Raw genomic sequence first — 16631 nt, 5'->3', positions numbered from 1 at the left:
ACCGGGACGACTTCTCACCGGTACTGCCCGAGGTCGAGGACGCTGGTGCACGCCGCCCGGGTGTCCTCGTCGTGCGTCGCGACCACCACGACCGTGCCGGATTCGGCGAGCGCCGTGATCGCACAGTTCACCTCGTGCGCCGTCGCGCGGTCGAGCTGCGCCGTCGGCTCGTCGACGAGCATGAGGTCGGGCCGCGTGGCGAGCCCCCGCGCGAGCATGAGCCGTTGCGCCTCGCCGCCGGAGAGTTCGGCGAACCGAGCCTGTGCCCTGTGCGCGAGCCAGAAGCGTTCGAGCACTTCGAGCGCAGCGGCGTCGGCGCTCCGACGGTGGGCACCCCGTGCGAGGAACGGTGTCGCGACGTGGTCGAGTACTCGGCGCTTCGCGACCCCGTGCGGGTTCTGGAAGACCCAGAACGGCCGGCTGCCTTCCGGACGTCGGACGGCGCCCTGCGACGGTCGGAGCATGCCCGCGAGGATCGCCAACAGCGTGGACTTCCCCGAACCGCTCGGACCGACGACGGCCGTCACCGTACCGTCGTCGAGCGTGCGGTCGACGCCCCGGAACAGCTCGGTTCCCGTCGGCCACGTGTGACCGAGACCATCGAGCGTCACCGGCACGAGCGCGTCCGGTCCGGTGAAGCACGCAGACGGTCGAGCGCGTGCCCGTCCGTCGCGCGGACGAACGACTGCCCGAGCTCGGAGCCGAGGACCTCGACCTCGGCCGGCGCGCCGCTCGTCGGCTGGACGCACGCCCGATCCCCCTCGATCTCGTACAGCGCCGTGGGCGGGACGACCTGGACCGTCCTCGGACTCCTGAGCGACCAGCTCGCGGGGAGCGTCGGCACCCCGTCGGCCGAGACGACTGTCGCGGCGTACTCGGGGAGGGCCGCGATCCGCGCGAGCGCCTCCGTCGACGAGACCACGCCGCGTTCGTCCACCAGGACCTCGGTGCCGCCGATCCGTAGTGAGCGATCACCCGGCACCGGATCGACCGGAACCGCGTCGATGCGGGCACTGCGGAGCTCGGCCGGGAGTTCGGCGAGGACCCCCTCGACGGGGACCGGAGCGCCGACCACCGCGGTGCACGACCGCACCGTGTTCGTCGCCGCGGGGACCCACGCGAACGCGTCCTTCGTGAGCATGTCCTTCGGGAGCCCGACCCGAGGCACACCGCGGTCGACCAGGAACTGCCGGGCAGCTCGGAGTGTGGCGGCCCCCACGAGTCCGTCGACGGCGAGGTCCGCGCCGAGACGGTCGAACTCACGTTGCAGGCCGCGGACGTCGTCGCCCGTGTCCTCGAGTGCGAGGTCCCGCCAGAGGGGCACTGCGCTGGCAAGGGCGATCACGGCCCGACCGTCGACGTGGGCGATGACGTCCCCGCTCTTCAGCGGTTGCCCGGTCGAGCAGGCAGCGGCCGTCACCGTGCCGGTCATCGACGTCACGACGGCCCGGGGTGCCCCGGTGTCGAGCGCGAGCTGCACCTGCCGTTCGTCGGCATCGGAGCGCTCCGTCGCCCGAACAGTGCCGGCCGGGGTCGCCGTCCGGAGCGCTGCGGGCGGGTCCACCGGCACCGCGACCGCCACGGCGACCGCGACCCCGGCCGCCACCACCATCGCCCCGAGCCCCACGAGCGCCCCCGAGAGCCGGCCGGTCACGGTGTCCGCCACAGGCCGAGCGGGTCAAGGTCGCACTGCCTGGCGGAATCGCTCATCGAGTCGAAGGGGAAGGTGTCGGCATCGTGATCATCCCGCCACTGCTGGTCGGTGTAGTCCTCGCCGACCAGTCCCGCAGCCTGCAAGCACGGCACCGTGATCTCCGCGTCGTCGCGTCGTTCGGGGTTTCGCCGAGTCTGCTCGAACAGGTACGTCACGTACTCGTCGGATTCCTTCTCACACGAGCGCAGAACCGGATCAGACCGTTCGAAGAAGTCGTCGGGGTACTCGCCGTCCAACGACTCCACCCCGAAACCACCGTCCGGGTCGTAGTCGATCGCGAGACCGGAGTCCGCCAGACAGCGACCCACACGGTCGTGCGCTGCCTCCATCTCCTCGGCGGTCACGGCACCGTCCGCGAGGATCTGCCCTTCGAACTCGGACACTCCGTCGTCGAGCGCGGCCTGGAACTCGTCTGACCACGGACCAGCCGACTCGAGCGTCGCGTCGCGCGGGACGCCCGTCCCGGAAACCCGCGGTGCTGACGAGGAACAACCGGTGACCGTCACGAGGAGGGCCACAGCGGCCGCGACGCACCTCGCGCCGCGGCCGCCGTTCGAACTGCGCATCTAGCGCGCCGTCATGCCGTACGAGACCACGTTCGCCCAGCACAGTTGCTGCGACGAGACTCCACCCCTGCCCACCCACGCCCCGTACTTGCTCTTCGCGTTCTTGATGGCGTTCCAGTGTCGAGCACCGTTTGAGCAGGAGTTGTTCTTGCCTTTCATGAGCGTCACTGACCCGTAGCAGGCCGCCTTCGCCTCCGGCGCAGTCACAGTGTCCACCGCAACCCCTCCGGCGACGACGGCCCCGAGCACAGCGGCGCCGAGCAGAACATTCTTGATCGACATCGATCTCCCCTCTCATTGATACACCGTGTATCGCCGTTAACGTATCGATGCGAGTGCCGCGCCGCAACCCGTTGCCGCCGGAACCGGCAGGATGGACGCGTGACTGAAGACATCCGGTGGGAGGTGGTCGAGGAGAGCACGCTGTCGCTCCCCGACCACGAGGCGATCGCAGCGCTCCTGGGGCAGGCCTTCCCCGACTGGTCGCACTGGTACGTGGGCGGCCGCAGCTGGTCCGGCATGCAGCCCGAACGGCGCGTGCTCGCCCGCGACGACCACGGCGTCGTCCTCGCGCACGTCGGCATCCGTCGGATGTTCATCACCGTCGGCGGCCGCGACGTCCTGGTCGGTGACACCGGACTCGTCGCCGTGTCGCCGCGCCTGCAGGGAACGGGGCGGGGCCGCGAGCTCATGGAGCGGGCGCACGCCGTGCTCGAGGGGCTGCGCGTGCCGTACGGCTTCCTCGGCGCCGGCGAGAACCGGGTGCCGTTCTACGCGAAGCTCGGCTGGCACGTCTTCGACGACGTCGTCGCCGACTACACGGCGTTCACGGCGGAGGGCGCCGGCCTCCCGATGACGGACCAGGGTGGCTGGATGGTGCTGCCGGTCGCGGACCGACTCGAGGACTGGCCGGCCGGACCGATCGCGCTGAACGGCCAGCAGGTCTAGACCGCACGAGCAACGGACTGGAGGCCCGGTGCCAGCTGGCACCGGGCCTCCAGTCCGTTGCGGTGGTGGAGCGGGGCTTACGCCTCGACCGCGACCTTCTCCGGGTCCTCGTTGGAGCCCGGCGCGCTCGGCGCGACCGCTGCGCGGACGCGAGCACCCAGCTCGGCGTCGACGTTCGTCCAGTAGGCGAACACGCGCTCCCGCAGGTCGTCGCGGGTCACCTTCGAGACGTGACCGGCGATGTTGCCGACCAGGCGCTCACGGGCGGCGTCGTCGAGGACCTCGCGGACGAGGGTGCCGGCCTGCCCGAAGTCGTCGTCCTCGGGGTGGAGCGTCGCGGCGGAGCGCTGGAGCGCACCGTCAGACTCCCAGCCGGGGACGTCGTCGGTCGCCGACGGGTCGGCGTGCGCCCCACCGAGGGAGTTCGGCGCGTAGACGGGGACCTCGGACTTCTGGAAGTCGAAGCGCATCGCGCCGTCCTTCGAGTACGAGTGGACCTCGTTCTTGGGGGCGTTCACCGGCAGCTGCGCGTGGTTGGTGCCGACGCGGTAGCGGTGGGCATCCGCGTAGCTGAAGATGCGCGCGAGGAGCATCTTGTCCGGGCTCGCCGCGATGCCGGGCACGAAGTTCGACGGGGCGAACGTCGCCTGCTCGATCTGTGCGAAGTAGTTCTCCGGGTTGCGGTTGAGCTCCATCGTGCCGACCTCGATGAGCGGGTAGTCCGCGTGCGGCCACACCTTCGTCAGGTCGAACGGGTTGAAGCGGTACGACGCGGCGTCCTCGTAGGGCATGACCTGCACCTTGAGGGTCCAGCGCGGGAAGTCCTGGCGCTCGATCGCCTCGTGGAGGTCGCGGATGTGGAAGTCCGCGTCCTCGCCGGCGATGCGGTCGGCGTCCTCCTGCGTGAGCGTCTTGTGGCCCTGCTCGGTGATGAAGTGGTACTTCACCCAGAAGCGCTCACCGTCGGCGTTGATCCACTGGTAGGTGTGCGAGCCGAAGCCGTCCATGTTCCGCCAGCTCGCCGGCAGACCACGGTCGCCCATCAGCCAGGTGACCTGGTGCGCCGACTCGGGCGACAGGGTCCAGAAGTCCCACTGCATGTCGTGGTCGCGGAGGTGCGAACCCGGCAGGCGCTTCTGCGAGCGGATGAAGTCCGGGAACTTGATGCCGTCGCGGATGAAGAACACCGGGGTGTTGTTGCCGACGAGGTCGTAGTTGCCCTCGGTCGTGTAGAACTTCAGCGCGAAGCCGCGCGGGTCGCGCCAGGTGTCCGGGGAGCCCTGCTCGCCGGCGACGGACGAGAAGCGGGCGAGCATCTCGGTGGTCTGGTCGGGCTGCAGGAACGCGGCGCGGGTGTAGCGGCTGATGTCCTGCGTGACGGTGAAGGTACCGAACGCGCCGCCGCCCTTGGCGTGCACGACGCGCTCCGGGACCCGCTCGCGGTTGAACTGGGCGAGCTTCTCGACCAGGTAGTGGTCGTGCAGCGCGAGGGGGCCGTCGGCGCCCACGCCCATCGAGTGCTCGTCGCTGGAGACGGGGGCGCCGCTGTTGGTCGTGGTGGTGGGGGTGCCGGCCGGCTGGCCGGTCGTCGTGTTCTGGTCGGACACAGTTCCTCCTTGGGTGGAACGGTTGGTTCGGTCAGGGATGCTCGGGTTGGTCTTGTTCCGCGGTTCGGTGCAGCGCCGACGATCGACTGCGATCTCGGGCCGCTGCGTCACCGCTGGGGCTGGGGCTGCTCGCCGGAGGGGGACCCGGCGTCGTCGCGCTCGGCCGCCGCGCACCGTTCGCAGATCCCCCAGTACGTGACCTCGGCGGTGGTCACCGCGAAGCCGTGGGTCTCCGACGGCGTCAAGCAGGGCGAGGGCCCGACAGCGCAGTCGACGTCCTCGATCGCGCCGCAGAGGGTGCAGACGATGTGGTGGTGGTTGTCGCCGGTCCGTCGTTCGTAGCGCGCGGGGCTGCCGGCGGGTTCGATGCGCCGGACGAGTCCGACGCCGGTGAGCGCCGCGAGGACCCCGTACACCGCCTGGTGGCTGGTCGTCGGGAGTTCGGCGGCGAGTGCCGTGACGATGTCGTCGGCCGTGGCGTGCGGCATCGTCTCCGTCGCGCGGAGGACGGCGAGGCGTGGTGTCGTGACCCGGAGACCGGAGGCGCGGAGCAGGTCGGTGTCGTCGTCCATGCTGAGCCTTTCTTTTGCAGCGGTCAAGACAATGCGTCCAATGTACACCAAGCGCTCGCCGCGTCGACCACGAACGGTCGACATGACAACGATGACACACGACATTCCAGCAGTTCCCGGGATCACCGCATGCATCGCAGCGGAAGCGGCGGGGACGTTCCTGCTCGTGTTCGCCCTGGTCGGAGCAGCGAGCTACACGGCCGTGTTCCCCGATGAGCACGGGACGCTCGGCATCGGCCTCCTCGGGGTCGCCGTCACCCTGGGGCTCGTCGTGATGATCGGCGCCAGCGCCTTCGGCCCCGTCAGCGGCGGCCACTTCAACCCGGCGGTGACCATCGCGCTCGCCGTGGCGGGGCGCCACCGTTGGGCAGACGTGGGAGCGTACGTGCTCGCACAGTTCGTCGGTGGCACGCTCGGCGCCGCCGTCCTCCTGCTCCTCGCAGGTCAAGGGTCTCGCGGGTTCCTCGCCGCGACGCTCGACGGTGGATTCGCCTCGAACGGCTACGGCTCGCAGAGTCCGGCGGGCTTCACGCTCCTCGGCGTCGCGATCGCGGAGACGGTCGGCACAGCACTCTTCGCGACGGTCATCCTCCGCGTCACCGGCCCCCGCGGAAGCGCCGTCCCCGCCCCCGTCGTGATCGGTGCGACCCTGACGATCCTCCTCCTCACGCTGATCCCGATCTCGAACGCTTCGCTCAACCCGGCACGGTCGTTCGCCACCGCCGTGTTCGCCGGCCCGGAGTGGCTGGCGCAGTGGTGGGCGTTCCTGGTCTTCCCCGTCCTCGGTGGAGCGATCGCGGGCGCCGCTGCCCGGGTGCGCGCGACCGAGCGGTGACACCGGTCGGCACAGCCAGTCCAGAACCGAGCGCGCACCACCTCGTGCGGATCTGAACCGGTTCTCACCGATCGGAGCCCCTGCGGGCCGTGCTGCGGGCGGAGGATCGTCTTCGGCAGCACGACCCGCAGGAGGCACCCCACGCCGTCGACACCCGAGTTCTGGAGCATCTGGCACCCCGACCCGCTCGCAGCGGTGCTCATCGCCGTCGCCGCCGTGACCTACGGCTGGTGGGTGGTCGGCGCCGCTCGCCGAGGCACCCCCTGGCCGTGGTGGCGGAGCCTCGCGTTCCTCGGAGCCCTCGTCCTGTTCGGCATCCTGCAGTTCGGCATCGTCGGCGTGTACGACCGCGAACTCCGGTGGGCGTTCGTGCTGCGGTTGGCCCTGCTGTTCTTCGCGGTCCCCACCTTCGCAGCGCTGGCCGCGCCCGTCTCGCTGCTCCGGACTGGAGGCCCGGCTCACCTCGCCGAGACCGCCACCGCCATGCTGCACTCGCGTCCGGCACGGTTCCTCGGCAACGCGATCGTGTCGCCGCTCATCGCCCTCGCGCTGTTCTGCGTGCTGCTCACCCCGTTCGCGGCGACCGTCCGGGAGTCCCCGGTCTGGGCCGTCGCCATCACCGTGCTGGTGCCGGTGCTCGGGTTCACCCTGCTGACGCCGCTGTCGGAGCCGGGGATCCTGCGCTCGTCGACCTTCGTCACCGTCGAGTTCCTGCTGGCGTTCGTCGAGCTCATGGCGGACGCGATCCCGGGCATCGTCCTGCGGATCACGAACCACGTGCTCGACGGGTCGGTCGTGCAGGCGGTCGGGCAGCCGTGGTTCCCCTCCCCCCTGCGTGACCAGCACCTGGCGGGTGACCTGCTGTGGTTCATCGCCGAGGTCGCGGACATCCCCGTGCTCATCTCCCTCTTCATCCGGTGGCAGCGCACCGATCGTCGCGAGGCCCGCACGATCGACGCCCTCTCGGACGAGGAGATGGAGGAGCTCACCCGCGCGCACCTGCAGCGCCGCGGGTAGGCGGGCGCGGGGCGGCCGGGCGACCGGGCGGCGCGGTGCCGGGCGGCCGGGCGGCGAAACATGCACACGCAGATTCCGACGAAGCACCCGTCGATCGACTCGTGGGATGTCGGAAGATGCACACGCAGCACATGCGCCGGCATCGTTCGACGAAGCACGCGTCGATCGACTCGTGGGATGTAGCAGCAGGCGTGTGCATGTTTCGACGAGCACACGGCACCCCGGCACCCCGGCACCCGGCACCAGGCAACAGCGCCGCGGAAACGGAACGGGCCCCGCGCCGCTCGTGTGAGCAGCCCGGGGCCCGGGACGACGACGCGACTCAGGCGTCGGCGTGCTTGCCGTGGTGGTCGAGCGAGGCGAGCTCGTCCTCCGGGGTGGCCGGAGCCGCAGCGGCCGCGTGCACACCGTGCTCGGCCGGAGCCGCAGCAGGGGCGGCAGCAGCAGCGGGCGCCGGAGCAGCAGCGTCGGGAGCGGCAGCGTCGGGCTGCGTCGCCACCGAACCGGTCTGCTGCCACGCCACGGTCTGCTTCGGCTTCGCCAGGAAGAGGGCCGCGACGATCGCGATGACGAGCACCACGGCCGGCAGCACGAGCGACTGCCCCATCGCGGTGGCGAACGGCTGGAGCAGGAAGCCGGGCAGGCCGCCGACCTGCTGCTCGGCGCCGCCGGCCGAGACCCCGCCGGACTGGACCGGGAAGTTCGCCGTGATGCGCGCCTCGATCAGCGCGGCGATGCCGGCCGAACCGAGGACCGCACCGATCTGCCGCGTGGTGTTGTAGACGCCCGAGCCGGCACCGGCCAGGCGCGGCGAGAGGTTCCGCGTCGCCGAGACGGACAGCGGGCCCCACATGCAGGCGTTGGCGAGTCCGAGGAGCGCGCTCGGCAGGAGCACCCAGCCCCAGTCGGCACCGGAGGACAGCAGCGCACCGAACCAGAACAGTCCGGCCGAGAAGCACGCGAGCCCGAACGAGGCGACCCAGCGCGGGTTCCACACGGTGAGCTTCTTGCCCACGAGCGGGGCGAGACCGGCGGAGATGACGGCCTGCGGCACGAGGAGCAGCGCAGCACCGGTCGGCGAGAACTTCTCGACGTCCTGGGCCCAGAGCATGATCGGCAGCGCGAACGACGAGATCGCGACGCCCACCGCGGTGATGGCGATGTTCGCGAGGGTGAAGTTGCGGTCCTTGAACAGGCCGAGCGGCAGCAGCGGCTCGCCCTTCTGCACGCCCTGCCACACCACGAAGGCGGCGAGGACGACGAGGCCGGCGATGATCAGCGACCAGACCGTGAGCGGGCCGGCGATGACGCCCCAGTCGTAGGTCTCGCCCTCCTGGATGCCGAAGACGAGCAGGAAGAGCCCGACGGCGGAGAGCACGATGCCGAGGTAGTCGAACCGGTGGCCGTGACGCTCGAACGACGGGACGAAGCGCTGCGCGAGGACGAACGCGACGACGCCGACGGGGACGTTCACGATGAAGATCCACTCCCAGCCGAACCCGTCGACGAGCAGGCCGCCGAGGATCGGGCCGACGAGCGAGGCGACGCCAGCGACGGCACCCCAGAGGCCCATGGCCGCGCCACGGTTCTGCGGCGGGAACATCCGGGTGATGACCGACATGGTCTGCGGGGTCATCATCGCGGCGCCGAGGCCCTGCACGACGCGGGCGACGATGAGCATCTCGATCGAGCCGGACAGGCCGCACCAGAGGCTGGCGAGCGTGAACACGACGAGGCCGGTCTGGTAGAGCACCTTCGGGCCGAAGCGGTCACCGAGGCGCCCGGTGATGAGGAGCGGCACGGCGTAGGCGAGCAGGTACGCGCTCGTCACCCAGATCACGGCGTTGATGTCCGCGTCGAGCTTCTGGGCGATGGTGGGGGTGGCGACCGACACGATGGTCGAGTCGACGAGGATCATGAAGAACCCGACGACGAGTGCCCACAGGGCAGGCCACGGCTTCTTCTCGGTCGTCCGCGGAGGCGTGACGGTGGTCATCGAGTGGTTTCCTTGCTGTTCGTGGTGGTGTCTGCGGACGCGACGGAGGCGTTCCAGGAGATGTGGCCGGCGGCGATCCGGTCGGCCGTGGCGGCGAGCCACTCGATCTGCGTGGCGAGCATGGCACGGACGTACGACACGTCGAGCCAGTACCGCTCGGGCAGGTCCTTCGCTCGGACGATCCCGAGGATCTCGTCCGCCTCGTCGCTCTGGGCCCGGAGTGCGGTGACCCGCGCACGGAGGGCGGACTCGGCCTCGTCGACCGACAGGTTCTCGATCTCGGCGACGGCCAGGTGGAAGACGGGGTACTCCTCGGCCGGTTCGGCGATCAGCCGGACGAGCCCGTCGTGCAGCGCCGTCCACCCGTCGTCCGTGATGGCGTAGGTGGTGCGTTCCGGACGGTTACCCGCCCGGTCGGTCCCCACGACCTCGGCGAGGCCGAGCTCCACCAGGCGGCCGACCTGGTGGTACAGGGTGCCGGGCCGGACCTTGACGTTCCGGCCGTCCCGTCGGTGCGTCATCGTCTGGAACATCTCGTAGGGATGCGTCGGCCCCTCGGCCAGGAGCCCGAGCGCGGCGAACGCGAGTGGCGTGAGCGACGGCACACGTGCCTCCAGTCCGCTTGTTCGTTGTTGACTATTCGAAGTGGAATATACGCGTTGGAACAGACATGAACAACCGCACAGCAAGGGCCGGTCTGGAGGCCCGTGGCCGTCCCGGCGTGTCGCGCGCGCCCCGTAGACTGGTCGCGTCCCACCCACCCCCGAAGTGCTGGAGTGAACACGTGCCAACGATCGTCGTCGAGGTCATGCCGAAGGCCGAGATCCTCGACCCCCAGGGCAAGGCGGTGGGCAACGCCCTCGCCCGTCTCGGCAAGGCCGACCTGACCAACGTCCGCATCGGTAAGCGCTTCGAGGTGGCCGTCGACGGCCCGGTCGACGACGCCAAGCTCGCCGAGGTCCGCGAGATCGCGGCCGACGTCTTCTCCAACGCCGTGATCGAGGACGTCGTCTCGGTCCACGTCGCCGACGCCGAGTGAGCGCCATGCGCATCGGTGTCATCACCTTCCCCGGCTCCCTCGACGACCGCGACGCCCAGCGCGCGGTCCGTCTCGCCGGTGCCGAGCCCGTCGCGCTCTGGCACGGCGACCACGACCTGCAGGGCGTCGACGCCATCGTGCTGCCCGGCGGGTTCTCCTACGGCGACTACCTCCGCGCCGGTGCGATCGCCGCGAAGGCGCCGATCATGGCCGAGGTCATCGACGCGGCCGGCAAGGGCATGCCCGTGCTCGGCATCTGCAACGGCTTCCAGATGCTCGCCGAGGCGCGGCTCGTGCCCGGGGCGCACACCCGCAACGCGCACCAGCAGTTCATCCGGCGCGACCAGAAGCTCCGCGTCGAGACCACCGGCACCGCGTGGACCTCGGGCTTCACCGCCCAGCAGGAGATCACCATCCCGCTGAAGAACGCCGACGGCCGCTTCGTGGCGGACGCCGACGAGATCAAGCGCATCGAGGACAACAGCCAGGTCGTGTTCCGCTACGTCGGCGTGAACCCGAACGGGTCGATCGACGACATCGCCGGCGTCTCGAACGAGCGCGGCAACGTCGTCGGCCTGATGCCGCACCCCGAGCACGCGACGGAGCCCGGGTTCGGCCCGGACACCGCCGCTGCGATGGCCTCCGGGACGGACGGCCTCACCTTCTTCACCTCCGTGATCGAGCACGCGCTCATCAAGTGACCGCTCGTCAAGCGACAGGAAACGACAACACCGTGACCACTTTCGTGCGCCCGAAGCCCGACACCGTGCAGGACGCCGCAGCCACCCCGGACAAGGAGCAGCCGTACGAGGCGCTCGGGCTGAAGGCGGACGAGTACGCGAAGATCCGCGAGATCCTCGGCCGCCGCCCCACGTCGGGCGAGCTCGCGATGTACTCCGTGATGTGGTCCGAGCACTGCTCGTACAAGTCGTCGAAGAACTACCTCCGGCAGTTCGGCAAGAAGGTCACGCCGGAGATGACCAAGAACCTGATGGTCGGCATGGGCGAGAACGCGGGCGTCGTCGACGTCGGCAACGGCTGGGCGGTGACCTTCAAGGTCGAGTCGCACAACCACCCGTCCTACGTCGAGCCCTACCAGGGCGCCGCAACGGGTGTCGGCGGCATCGTCCGCGACATCATCTCGATGGGTGCCCGTCCGGTCGCCGTGATGGACCAGCTCCGCTTCGGAGCGATCGACCACGAGGACACCGCGCGCGTCGTGCACGGCGTCGTCGGCGGCATCTCGTTCTACGGCAACTGCCTGGGCCTGCCGAACATCGGCGGCGAGACCTACTTCGACCCGGTGTACCAGGGCAACCCGCTCGTGAACGCCCTCGCGGTCGGCGTCCTCCGGCACGAGGACCTGCACCTGGCGAACGCGTCCGGCGCCGGCAACAAGGTCGTGCTCTTCGGTGCCCGCACCGGTGGCGACGGCATCGGCGGTGCGTCGATCCTGGCGTCCGACACCTTCACCGAGGGCGGCCCGACCAAGCGTCCCGCCGTCCAGGTCGGCGACCCGTTCGCCGAGAAGGTCCTCATCGAGTGCTGCCTCGAGCTGTTCCAGAAGGAACTCGTCGAGGGCATCCAGGACCTCGGCGCCGCGGGCATCTCCTGCGCCACCTCGGAGCTCGCGTCGAACGGCGACGGCGGCATGCACATCTCGCTCGACGACGTCCTGCTCCGCGACCCCACGCTCACCGCCGAAGAGATCCTGATGTCGGAGAGCCAGGAGCGCATGATGGCGGTCGTCCGGCCCGAGAAGCTCGACGAGTTCCTGCAGGTCGTCGGCAAGTGGGAGGTCGAGACCAGCGTCCTCGGCGAGGTCACCGGCACCGGCCGTCTCGTCATCGACTGGCAGGGCGAGGAGATCGTCAACGTCGACCCGCGCACGGTCGCCGTCGACGGCCCCGTCTACGACCGCCCGGTCGCGTACCCGACCTGGATCGACGCGCTGCAGGCCGACTCGGCCGCGTCGCTCGACCGCCCGGCCGACGGACCGGCGCTCAAGGCGCAGTTCCTCAGCCTGCTCGGCTCGCCGAACCTGGCGTCGAAGAACTGGGTGACGAACCAGTACGACACCTACGTGCTCGGCAACACCGCGCTCTCCTTCCCCGACGACGGCGGCATGATCCGCGTCGACGAGGAGACCGGTCTCGGCGTCGCCATCGCGACCGACGCGAACGGCCGGTACTGCCAGCTCGACCCGAAGCAGGGTGCACGTCTGGCTCTGGCCGAGGCGTACCGGAACGTCGCCGTCACCGGTGCCGTCCCCGCCGCGGTCACGGACTGCCTGAACTTTGGCTCCCCGGAGAACCCCGAGGTCATGTGGCAGTTCTCCGAGGCCGTCGAGGGCCTCGCGGACGGCTGCATGGAGCTCGGGATCCCGGTCACCGGCGGCAACGTCTCGTTCTACAACCAGACCGGCACCACCCCGATCCACCCGACCCCGGTCGTCGGTGTGCTCGGCGTGATCGAGGACGTCGCCCTGCGCATCCCGTCCGGCTGGCAGGACGACGGCCACAACATCTACCTGCTCGGCACCACGTCGCTCGAGCTCGACGGGTCGGCCTGGGCCGGCACCGTGCACGGTCACCTCGGCGGTCGTCCGCCGGCGGTGGACCTCGAGCGCGAGAAGGCCCTGGCGGACCTGCTCCACGCCGCGGCGAGCGAGCAGCTGCTCACGAGCGCCCACGACCTGGCGGACGGCGGCCTCGGCCAGACGCTCGCCGAGTCGGTGCTGCGCTTCGGCCTCGGTGCCCGCGTGGTGCTCGACGAGCTCGAGGAGCGCGACGGCGTCGACACCGCCACGGCGCTGTTCTCCGAGTCGACCGGCCGCGTCATCGTGACCGTCCGCCGCGAGGACGACGTCCGCTTCCAGGGCCTCTGCGACGGCCGGGGCTTCCCGGTGCTCCGCATCGGCGTCACCGACGCCGCGTCGGGGTCGCTCGAGGTCCAGGGTGCGTTCGAGGCCACGATCGACGAGCTCCGTGGGACGCACAACGCGACGTTGCCGTCCCGCTTCGGGGACGTCATCGTCGAGGACGTCACCGAGGGCTACGTCGGCCGCGGCCCGCTCGACTCCGACGGCGCGTTCTCGCCCCGCACGGACTCCTGAGCCGGGGCGCCCGCCGGATGCCGATCGTCACGCTGCCCTTCGCCGAGCTCGTCGACCGGTTCGGCCCGGTGCCGGACGGCATCGAGCTGGACGTGTGGGACGTCGAGGGACCGTACACACGGCCCGACGACGTCGCGATCACGTTCCTGCCGTTCTACTTCGGCGGGCGCCACCGCTGGCAGTACGTGCACGACCTGCCGAACCTGCAGCTGCTGCAGCTGCCGAGCGCCGGCTACGAGCACGCCGTCCCGCACGTCCCCGGGCACGCGGCGCTCGCGAACGGCCGCGGCATCCACGACGACGAGACCGCGGAACTCGCCGTCGGGCTGGCGCTGACCTCGCTCCGCGAGCTCGGCGCGTTCCAGGCCGACCGCGCGAACGGCGTCTGGGACGCCCGCACGACGCGCTCCCTGGCCGACCGCCGCGTGACGGTGGTCGGCTACGGTGCGATCGGGTCCGCGATCGCCACCCGCTTCGAGGCGTTCCGCACCGAAGTGACCGTGGTGGCACGGACAGCCCGCGAGCAGGACGGCCGGCAGGTGCGCGCGTTCGGCGAGCTGCCGGAACTCGCGGCCCGGACGGACGTCCTCGTGCTCATCGCGCCGCTCACCGACGAGACCGAGCGGCTGGTGGACGCCGACCTGCTCGCGGCACTGCCCGACGGCGCGCTCGTGGTGAACGTCGCGCGCGGCAAGGTCGTCGACACCGATGCCCTGGTCACTGAACTGCAGTCCGGACGACTGTCGGCAGCACTCGACGTCACCGATCCGGAGCCGCTCCCCGCCGGGCACCCACTCTGGACGACGCCGAACACCGTGCTCACGCCGCACGTCGGCGGCAACACCGACCTCAGCGTGCCGCGGTCGATCGAGCTGATGCGTCGGCAGGTGGCCGCGCTGGCCGAGGACCGCCCGTTCGAGAACGTCATCGAGCGCTGAGGCCGCGGGCCACGCGCGTCCGGTGAGCGGCGTGCGGTGGTCGTGACCAGGTGACGGCCTGGAGGCGCGGTGCCGGCTGGCACCGCGCCTCCAGGCCGTCAGCCGGACCGGTCCGGAAAACAGGACCAGTCCGCAGACTGGATCAGTCCGCCGCGCGGATCAGTCCGCCGACAGGATCAGACGGGGACGACGCAGGTCGGCGTGCCGACCGGGATCTGCGCGACGGCCTCGCCGGGCACGCCGTCGTCGCCGAGGGGCAGGACCGCGATCGCGTCCGACATCTGGTTCGCGACGAGCACGAACCCGGGGACGCGCGCGAAGTGCCGCGGCCACACGCCGCCGGACGACGCCGAGCCGACCAGGATCAGGCCACCGTCGGCAGCGTCGAGCACCACGATGAGGTCTCGACCGCGGACCGCGACGAACACCCGTCCGGCATCGTCGACCTCGATGTGGCTGAGGAGGGACTCGCCGACCTCGCCCGTGAAGGTCGCGGCGGACGCGACCGTGACGAACGATCCGGACTCGTCGCGGCGCAGGCGGTGGACGTGCCCGTCCAGCTCGCCGGCCACGAACAGGTCGCCGTCGTACCAGGCCATGTGCCGCGGCCCCACGCCGGGCGCGACGTGGTGCACCCGGACCGGCTCGATCGACGGAGCGTCCGTGATCCGGAACTCGTGGAGCGCGTCGCCGCCGAGGTCGGCGACGAGCACCGTCCCGTCCGGCGTCGCGATCGACTGGTGGGCGTGCGGGCCCTCCTGCCGGTCCTCGACCGGGCCGGAGGCGTCCGGCAGGACCTCGGTCACGACGGCCGAGCCCGGTGCGCCGACGAGCTCCTCGCTGCCGTGGGCCGCGACGAGTCCATCGCTGGCGAGCACGGAGGCGGCGTGCGACTCGGCGGTCCGGAGCGACACCGCGGTCACGGTGCCGGAGACGTAGTTGGTGACCACGAGCGCACCGGACGGGTCGACGCGCACGTGGCACGGGGCGTCCCCACCGGCGGGTGCGTCCCAGAGGTGCTCGAGCCCGGAGCCGTCGCGGCGGAAGGCCGAGACGCCGCCGTCGGCGGTCTCGGAGACGGCGTAGACCCGGTCGCCGGACACGGCGAGGAACGAGGGGTCGTCCATGACGGCCACGGTGCGGACGTCAGCGCTGTCGGACTCGGAGGCCGCGGTGCTCGCGACGATCGAGATGCCGGTCGCGGTGCCGCCACCCGTCGCCGTGTACGAGCCGACGAGCAGGGTGGGGAGCGTCGCGGTCACGCCTCGCCGCCGGCGATCTGCTCGTGGTGGTGGATGACCTCGGCGACGATGAAGTTGAGGAACTTCTCGGCGAACGCGGGGTCGAGGTGGGCTTCGGCTGCGAGCGAGCGGAGCCGGGCGACCTGGACCTGCTCGCGACCCGGGTCGGCTGCCGGCATGCCCGCGGCGGCCTTGAGGTACCCGACGCGCTGCGTGTACTTGAAGCGCTCAGCGAGCATGTGGATCAGCGCGGCGTCGATGTTGTCGATGCTCTGCCGGATGCTGCGCAGTTCGGCGACGGCCGCCTGGTCGTACTGGGGCGTGGTGTCGTCGTCGCTCATGGCACGAGCCTAACCGCCGAGGCTGGCCGACTCGTGTCGGTTACGCCGGACGTGCTCGACGCCCCACTGCTGAACCTGGGCAGAACCTGAGCACCCCTTCTGAACTGCGAGAATGGAACCCATGTCGGTCCTGCTCGTGATCTCGTGCGTGGTCGCGGCCCTCGCGGGTCTCGTGCACGTGTACATCTTCTTCCTCGAGTCCGTGGCGTGGACGAGCCCGCGCGTCCGCCGGGTCTTCGGGATCGCGTCCGACACCGAGGCCGAGGCGACCCGGTCGCTCGCCTTCAACCAGGGCTTCTACAACCTGTTCCTGGCGATCGGTGCGCTGCTCGGCGTCGTGCTGGTCACCGCGGGCAACACCGCGAGCGGGTGGACCCTCGTCGTGTTCTCCACCGCGAGCATGCTCGGTGCCGCGGTGATCCTCGCCGGGACCGGTCGGCGCTACCTCAACTCCGCGTTCGTGCAGGGCTCGTTCCCGCTCATCGCGCTGCTGTTCGCGTTCCTCGGGTCGACGTTCGGCGTCTGACCCGGCGCGTTCGCGCGCGTCCTTTCCCATCGCACGCAGGCGTTCCTTCCCATTGCGCGCGGCGGGAGCCGCCGGCGTGGCCCAGGTGCCAGCTGGCACCGAGCCTCCCGTCCGTCAGCGCGACAGTTCCCGGCTGTGGCTCGCGTCCCCTCGGCGAGAGCGACAGATTGCCGCGG

18 protein-coding genes are annotated in these 16631 nt (G+C 70.8%); 8 read left to right on the top strand and 10 right to left on the bottom strand.

Features of this window, described 5'->3' with window-relative positions:
• Positions 1-14 precede the first annotated feature (14 nt).
• The 4 genes from BLT36_RS05960 to BLT36_RS18320 form a co-directional block, all read right to left on the bottom strand.
• Positions 15-611: an ABC transporter ATP-binding protein gene (locus tag BLT36_RS05960; RefSeq protein ID WP_254787360.1), complete on the bottom strand. Its 597-nt coding sequence runs from the start codon at positions 609-611 to the stop codon at positions 15-17.
• Entirely contained in the window at positions 608-1666 is a 1059-nt protein-coding gene (locus tag BLT36_RS05955) for a peptidoglycan-binding domain-containing protein (RefSeq protein ID WP_092092831.1), read from the bottom strand. The genes BLT36_RS05960 and BLT36_RS05955 overlap by 4 nt, the downstream gene beginning before the upstream one ends.
• Positions 1651-2058: a hypothetical protein gene (locus BLT36_RS05950; RefSeq protein WP_139166384.1), complete on the bottom strand. Its 408-nt coding sequence runs from the start codon at positions 2056-2058 to the stop codon at positions 1651-1653. Before BLT36_RS05950 ends, BLT36_RS05955 begins: the two co-directional genes overlap by 16 nt.
• Positions 2059-2280: 222 nt before the next feature.
• Positions 2281-2562: a hypothetical protein gene (locus BLT36_RS18320; protein WP_139166383.1), complete on the bottom strand. Its 282-nt coding sequence runs from the start codon at positions 2560-2562 to the stop codon at positions 2281-2283.
• A 99-nt stretch (positions 2563-2661) separates the two neighbouring features.
• Between BLT36_RS18320 and BLT36_RS05945 the strand changes: the two genes are divergently transcribed.
• Positions 2662-3228: a GNAT family N-acetyltransferase gene (locus BLT36_RS05945; protein ID WP_175529512.1), complete on the top strand. Its 567-nt coding sequence runs from the start codon at positions 2662-2664 to the stop codon at positions 3226-3228.
• Between the two features lie 77 nt (positions 3229-3305).
• Here BLT36_RS05945 and BLT36_RS05940 read toward each other — a convergent pair whose 3' ends face one another.
• Positions 3306-4835 carry a catalase gene (locus BLT36_RS05940; RefSeq protein WP_092092822.1) on the bottom strand — a complete coding sequence of 510 codons (1530 nt, stop codon included), beginning with the start codon at positions 4833-4835 and terminating at the stop codon, positions 3306-3308.
• A gap of 107 nt (positions 4836-4942) precedes the next feature.
• Positions 4943-5407 (bottom strand): Fur family transcriptional regulator, encoded by a 465-nt coding sequence (locus tag BLT36_RS05935; RefSeq protein ID WP_092092819.1) that lies wholly within the window; start codon positions 5405-5407, stop codon positions 4943-4945.
• A gap of 82 nt (positions 5408-5489) precedes the next feature.
• Between BLT36_RS05935 and BLT36_RS05930 the strand changes: the two genes are divergently transcribed.
• Positions 5490-6242, top strand: coding sequence for an aquaporin (locus BLT36_RS05930; protein ID WP_254787359.1), 753 nt, complete (start codon positions 5490-5492; stop codon positions 6240-6242).
• Positions 6243-6437: 195 nt separating this feature from the next.
• Positions 6438-7259, top strand: a complete 822-nt coding sequence (locus tag BLT36_RS05925; protein ID WP_175529511.1) for a cytochrome c oxidase assembly protein — start codon at positions 6438-6440, stop codon at positions 7257-7259.
• A 322-nt stretch (positions 7260-7581) separates the two neighbouring features.
• Here the strand turns inward: BLT36_RS05925 and BLT36_RS05920 are convergent, their stop codons facing one another.
• Together BLT36_RS05920 and BLT36_RS05915 are read right to left on the bottom strand one after the other, a co-directional pair.
• Positions 7582-9255: a DHA2 family efflux MFS transporter permease subunit gene (locus BLT36_RS05920; protein WP_254787356.1), complete on the bottom strand. Its 1674-nt coding sequence runs from the start codon at positions 9253-9255 to the stop codon at positions 7582-7584.
• Entirely contained in the window at positions 9252-9860 is a 609-nt protein-coding gene (locus BLT36_RS05915; protein WP_092092812.1) for a PadR family transcriptional regulator, read from the bottom strand. The genes BLT36_RS05920 and BLT36_RS05915 overlap by 4 nt, the downstream gene beginning before the upstream one ends.
• 179 nt (positions 9861-10039) lie before the next feature.
• Between BLT36_RS05915 and purS the strand changes: the two genes are divergently transcribed.
• Genes purS through BLT36_RS05895 form a run of 4 tightly spaced genes read left to right on the top strand, consistent with a single transcriptional unit; the run spans position 10040 to position 14347 of the window.
• The gene (gene purS, locus BLT36_RS05910) at positions 10040-10294 is read left to right on the top strand and encodes a phosphoribosylformylglycinamidine synthase subunit PurS (RefSeq protein WP_092092809.1); all 255 of its coding nucleotides are present in this window, start codon (positions 10040-10042) and stop codon (positions 10292-10294) included.
• A gap of 5 nt (positions 10295-10299) precedes the next feature.
• Positions 10300-10995 carry a phosphoribosylformylglycinamidine synthase subunit PurQ gene (gene purQ / locus BLT36_RS05905; RefSeq protein ID WP_092094379.1) on the top strand — a complete coding sequence of 232 codons (696 nt, stop codon included), beginning with the start codon at positions 10300-10302 and terminating at the stop codon, positions 10993-10995.
• Positions 10996-11027: 32 nt separating this feature from the next.
• Entirely contained in the window at positions 11028-13409 is a 2382-nt protein-coding gene (gene purL, locus BLT36_RS05900) for a phosphoribosylformylglycinamidine synthase subunit PurL (RefSeq protein WP_092092806.1), read from the top strand.
• Between the two features lie 17 nt (positions 13410-13426).
• Positions 13427-14347 carry a 2-hydroxyacid dehydrogenase gene (locus BLT36_RS05895; protein WP_092092804.1) on the top strand — a complete coding sequence of 307 codons (921 nt, stop codon included), beginning with the start codon at positions 13427-13429 and terminating at the stop codon, positions 14345-14347.
• 176 nt (positions 14348-14523) lie between these two features.
• Here BLT36_RS05895 and BLT36_RS05890 read toward each other — a convergent pair whose 3' ends face one another.
• Positions 14524-15609, bottom strand: a complete 1086-nt coding sequence (locus BLT36_RS05890) for a lactonase family protein (RefSeq protein ID WP_092092801.1) — start codon at positions 15607-15609, stop codon at positions 14524-14526.
• Entirely contained in the window at positions 15606-15929 is a 324-nt protein-coding gene (locus tag BLT36_RS05885; RefSeq protein WP_092092799.1) for a chorismate mutase, read from the bottom strand. The genes BLT36_RS05890 and BLT36_RS05885 overlap by 4 nt, the downstream gene beginning before the upstream one ends.
• A 121-nt stretch (positions 15930-16050) precedes the next feature.
• On the opposite strand from BLT36_RS05885, the gene BLT36_RS05880 reads away from it, so the two are divergent.
• The gene (locus tag BLT36_RS05880; protein WP_175529510.1) at positions 16051-16455 is read left to right on the top strand and encodes a DUF1304 domain-containing protein; all 405 of its coding nucleotides are present in this window, start codon (positions 16051-16053) and stop codon (positions 16453-16455) included.
• The last annotated feature ends 176 nt before the right edge of the window (positions 16456-16631 follow it).

The sequence above is a fragment of the Curtobacterium sp. UNCCL20 genome (assembly GCF_900101675.1).
Taxonomy (GTDB): Bacteria; Actinomycetota; Actinomycetes; order Actinomycetales; family Microbacteriaceae; genus Curtobacterium.
This window is presented reverse-complemented; position numbering and strand designations above follow the sequence as displayed.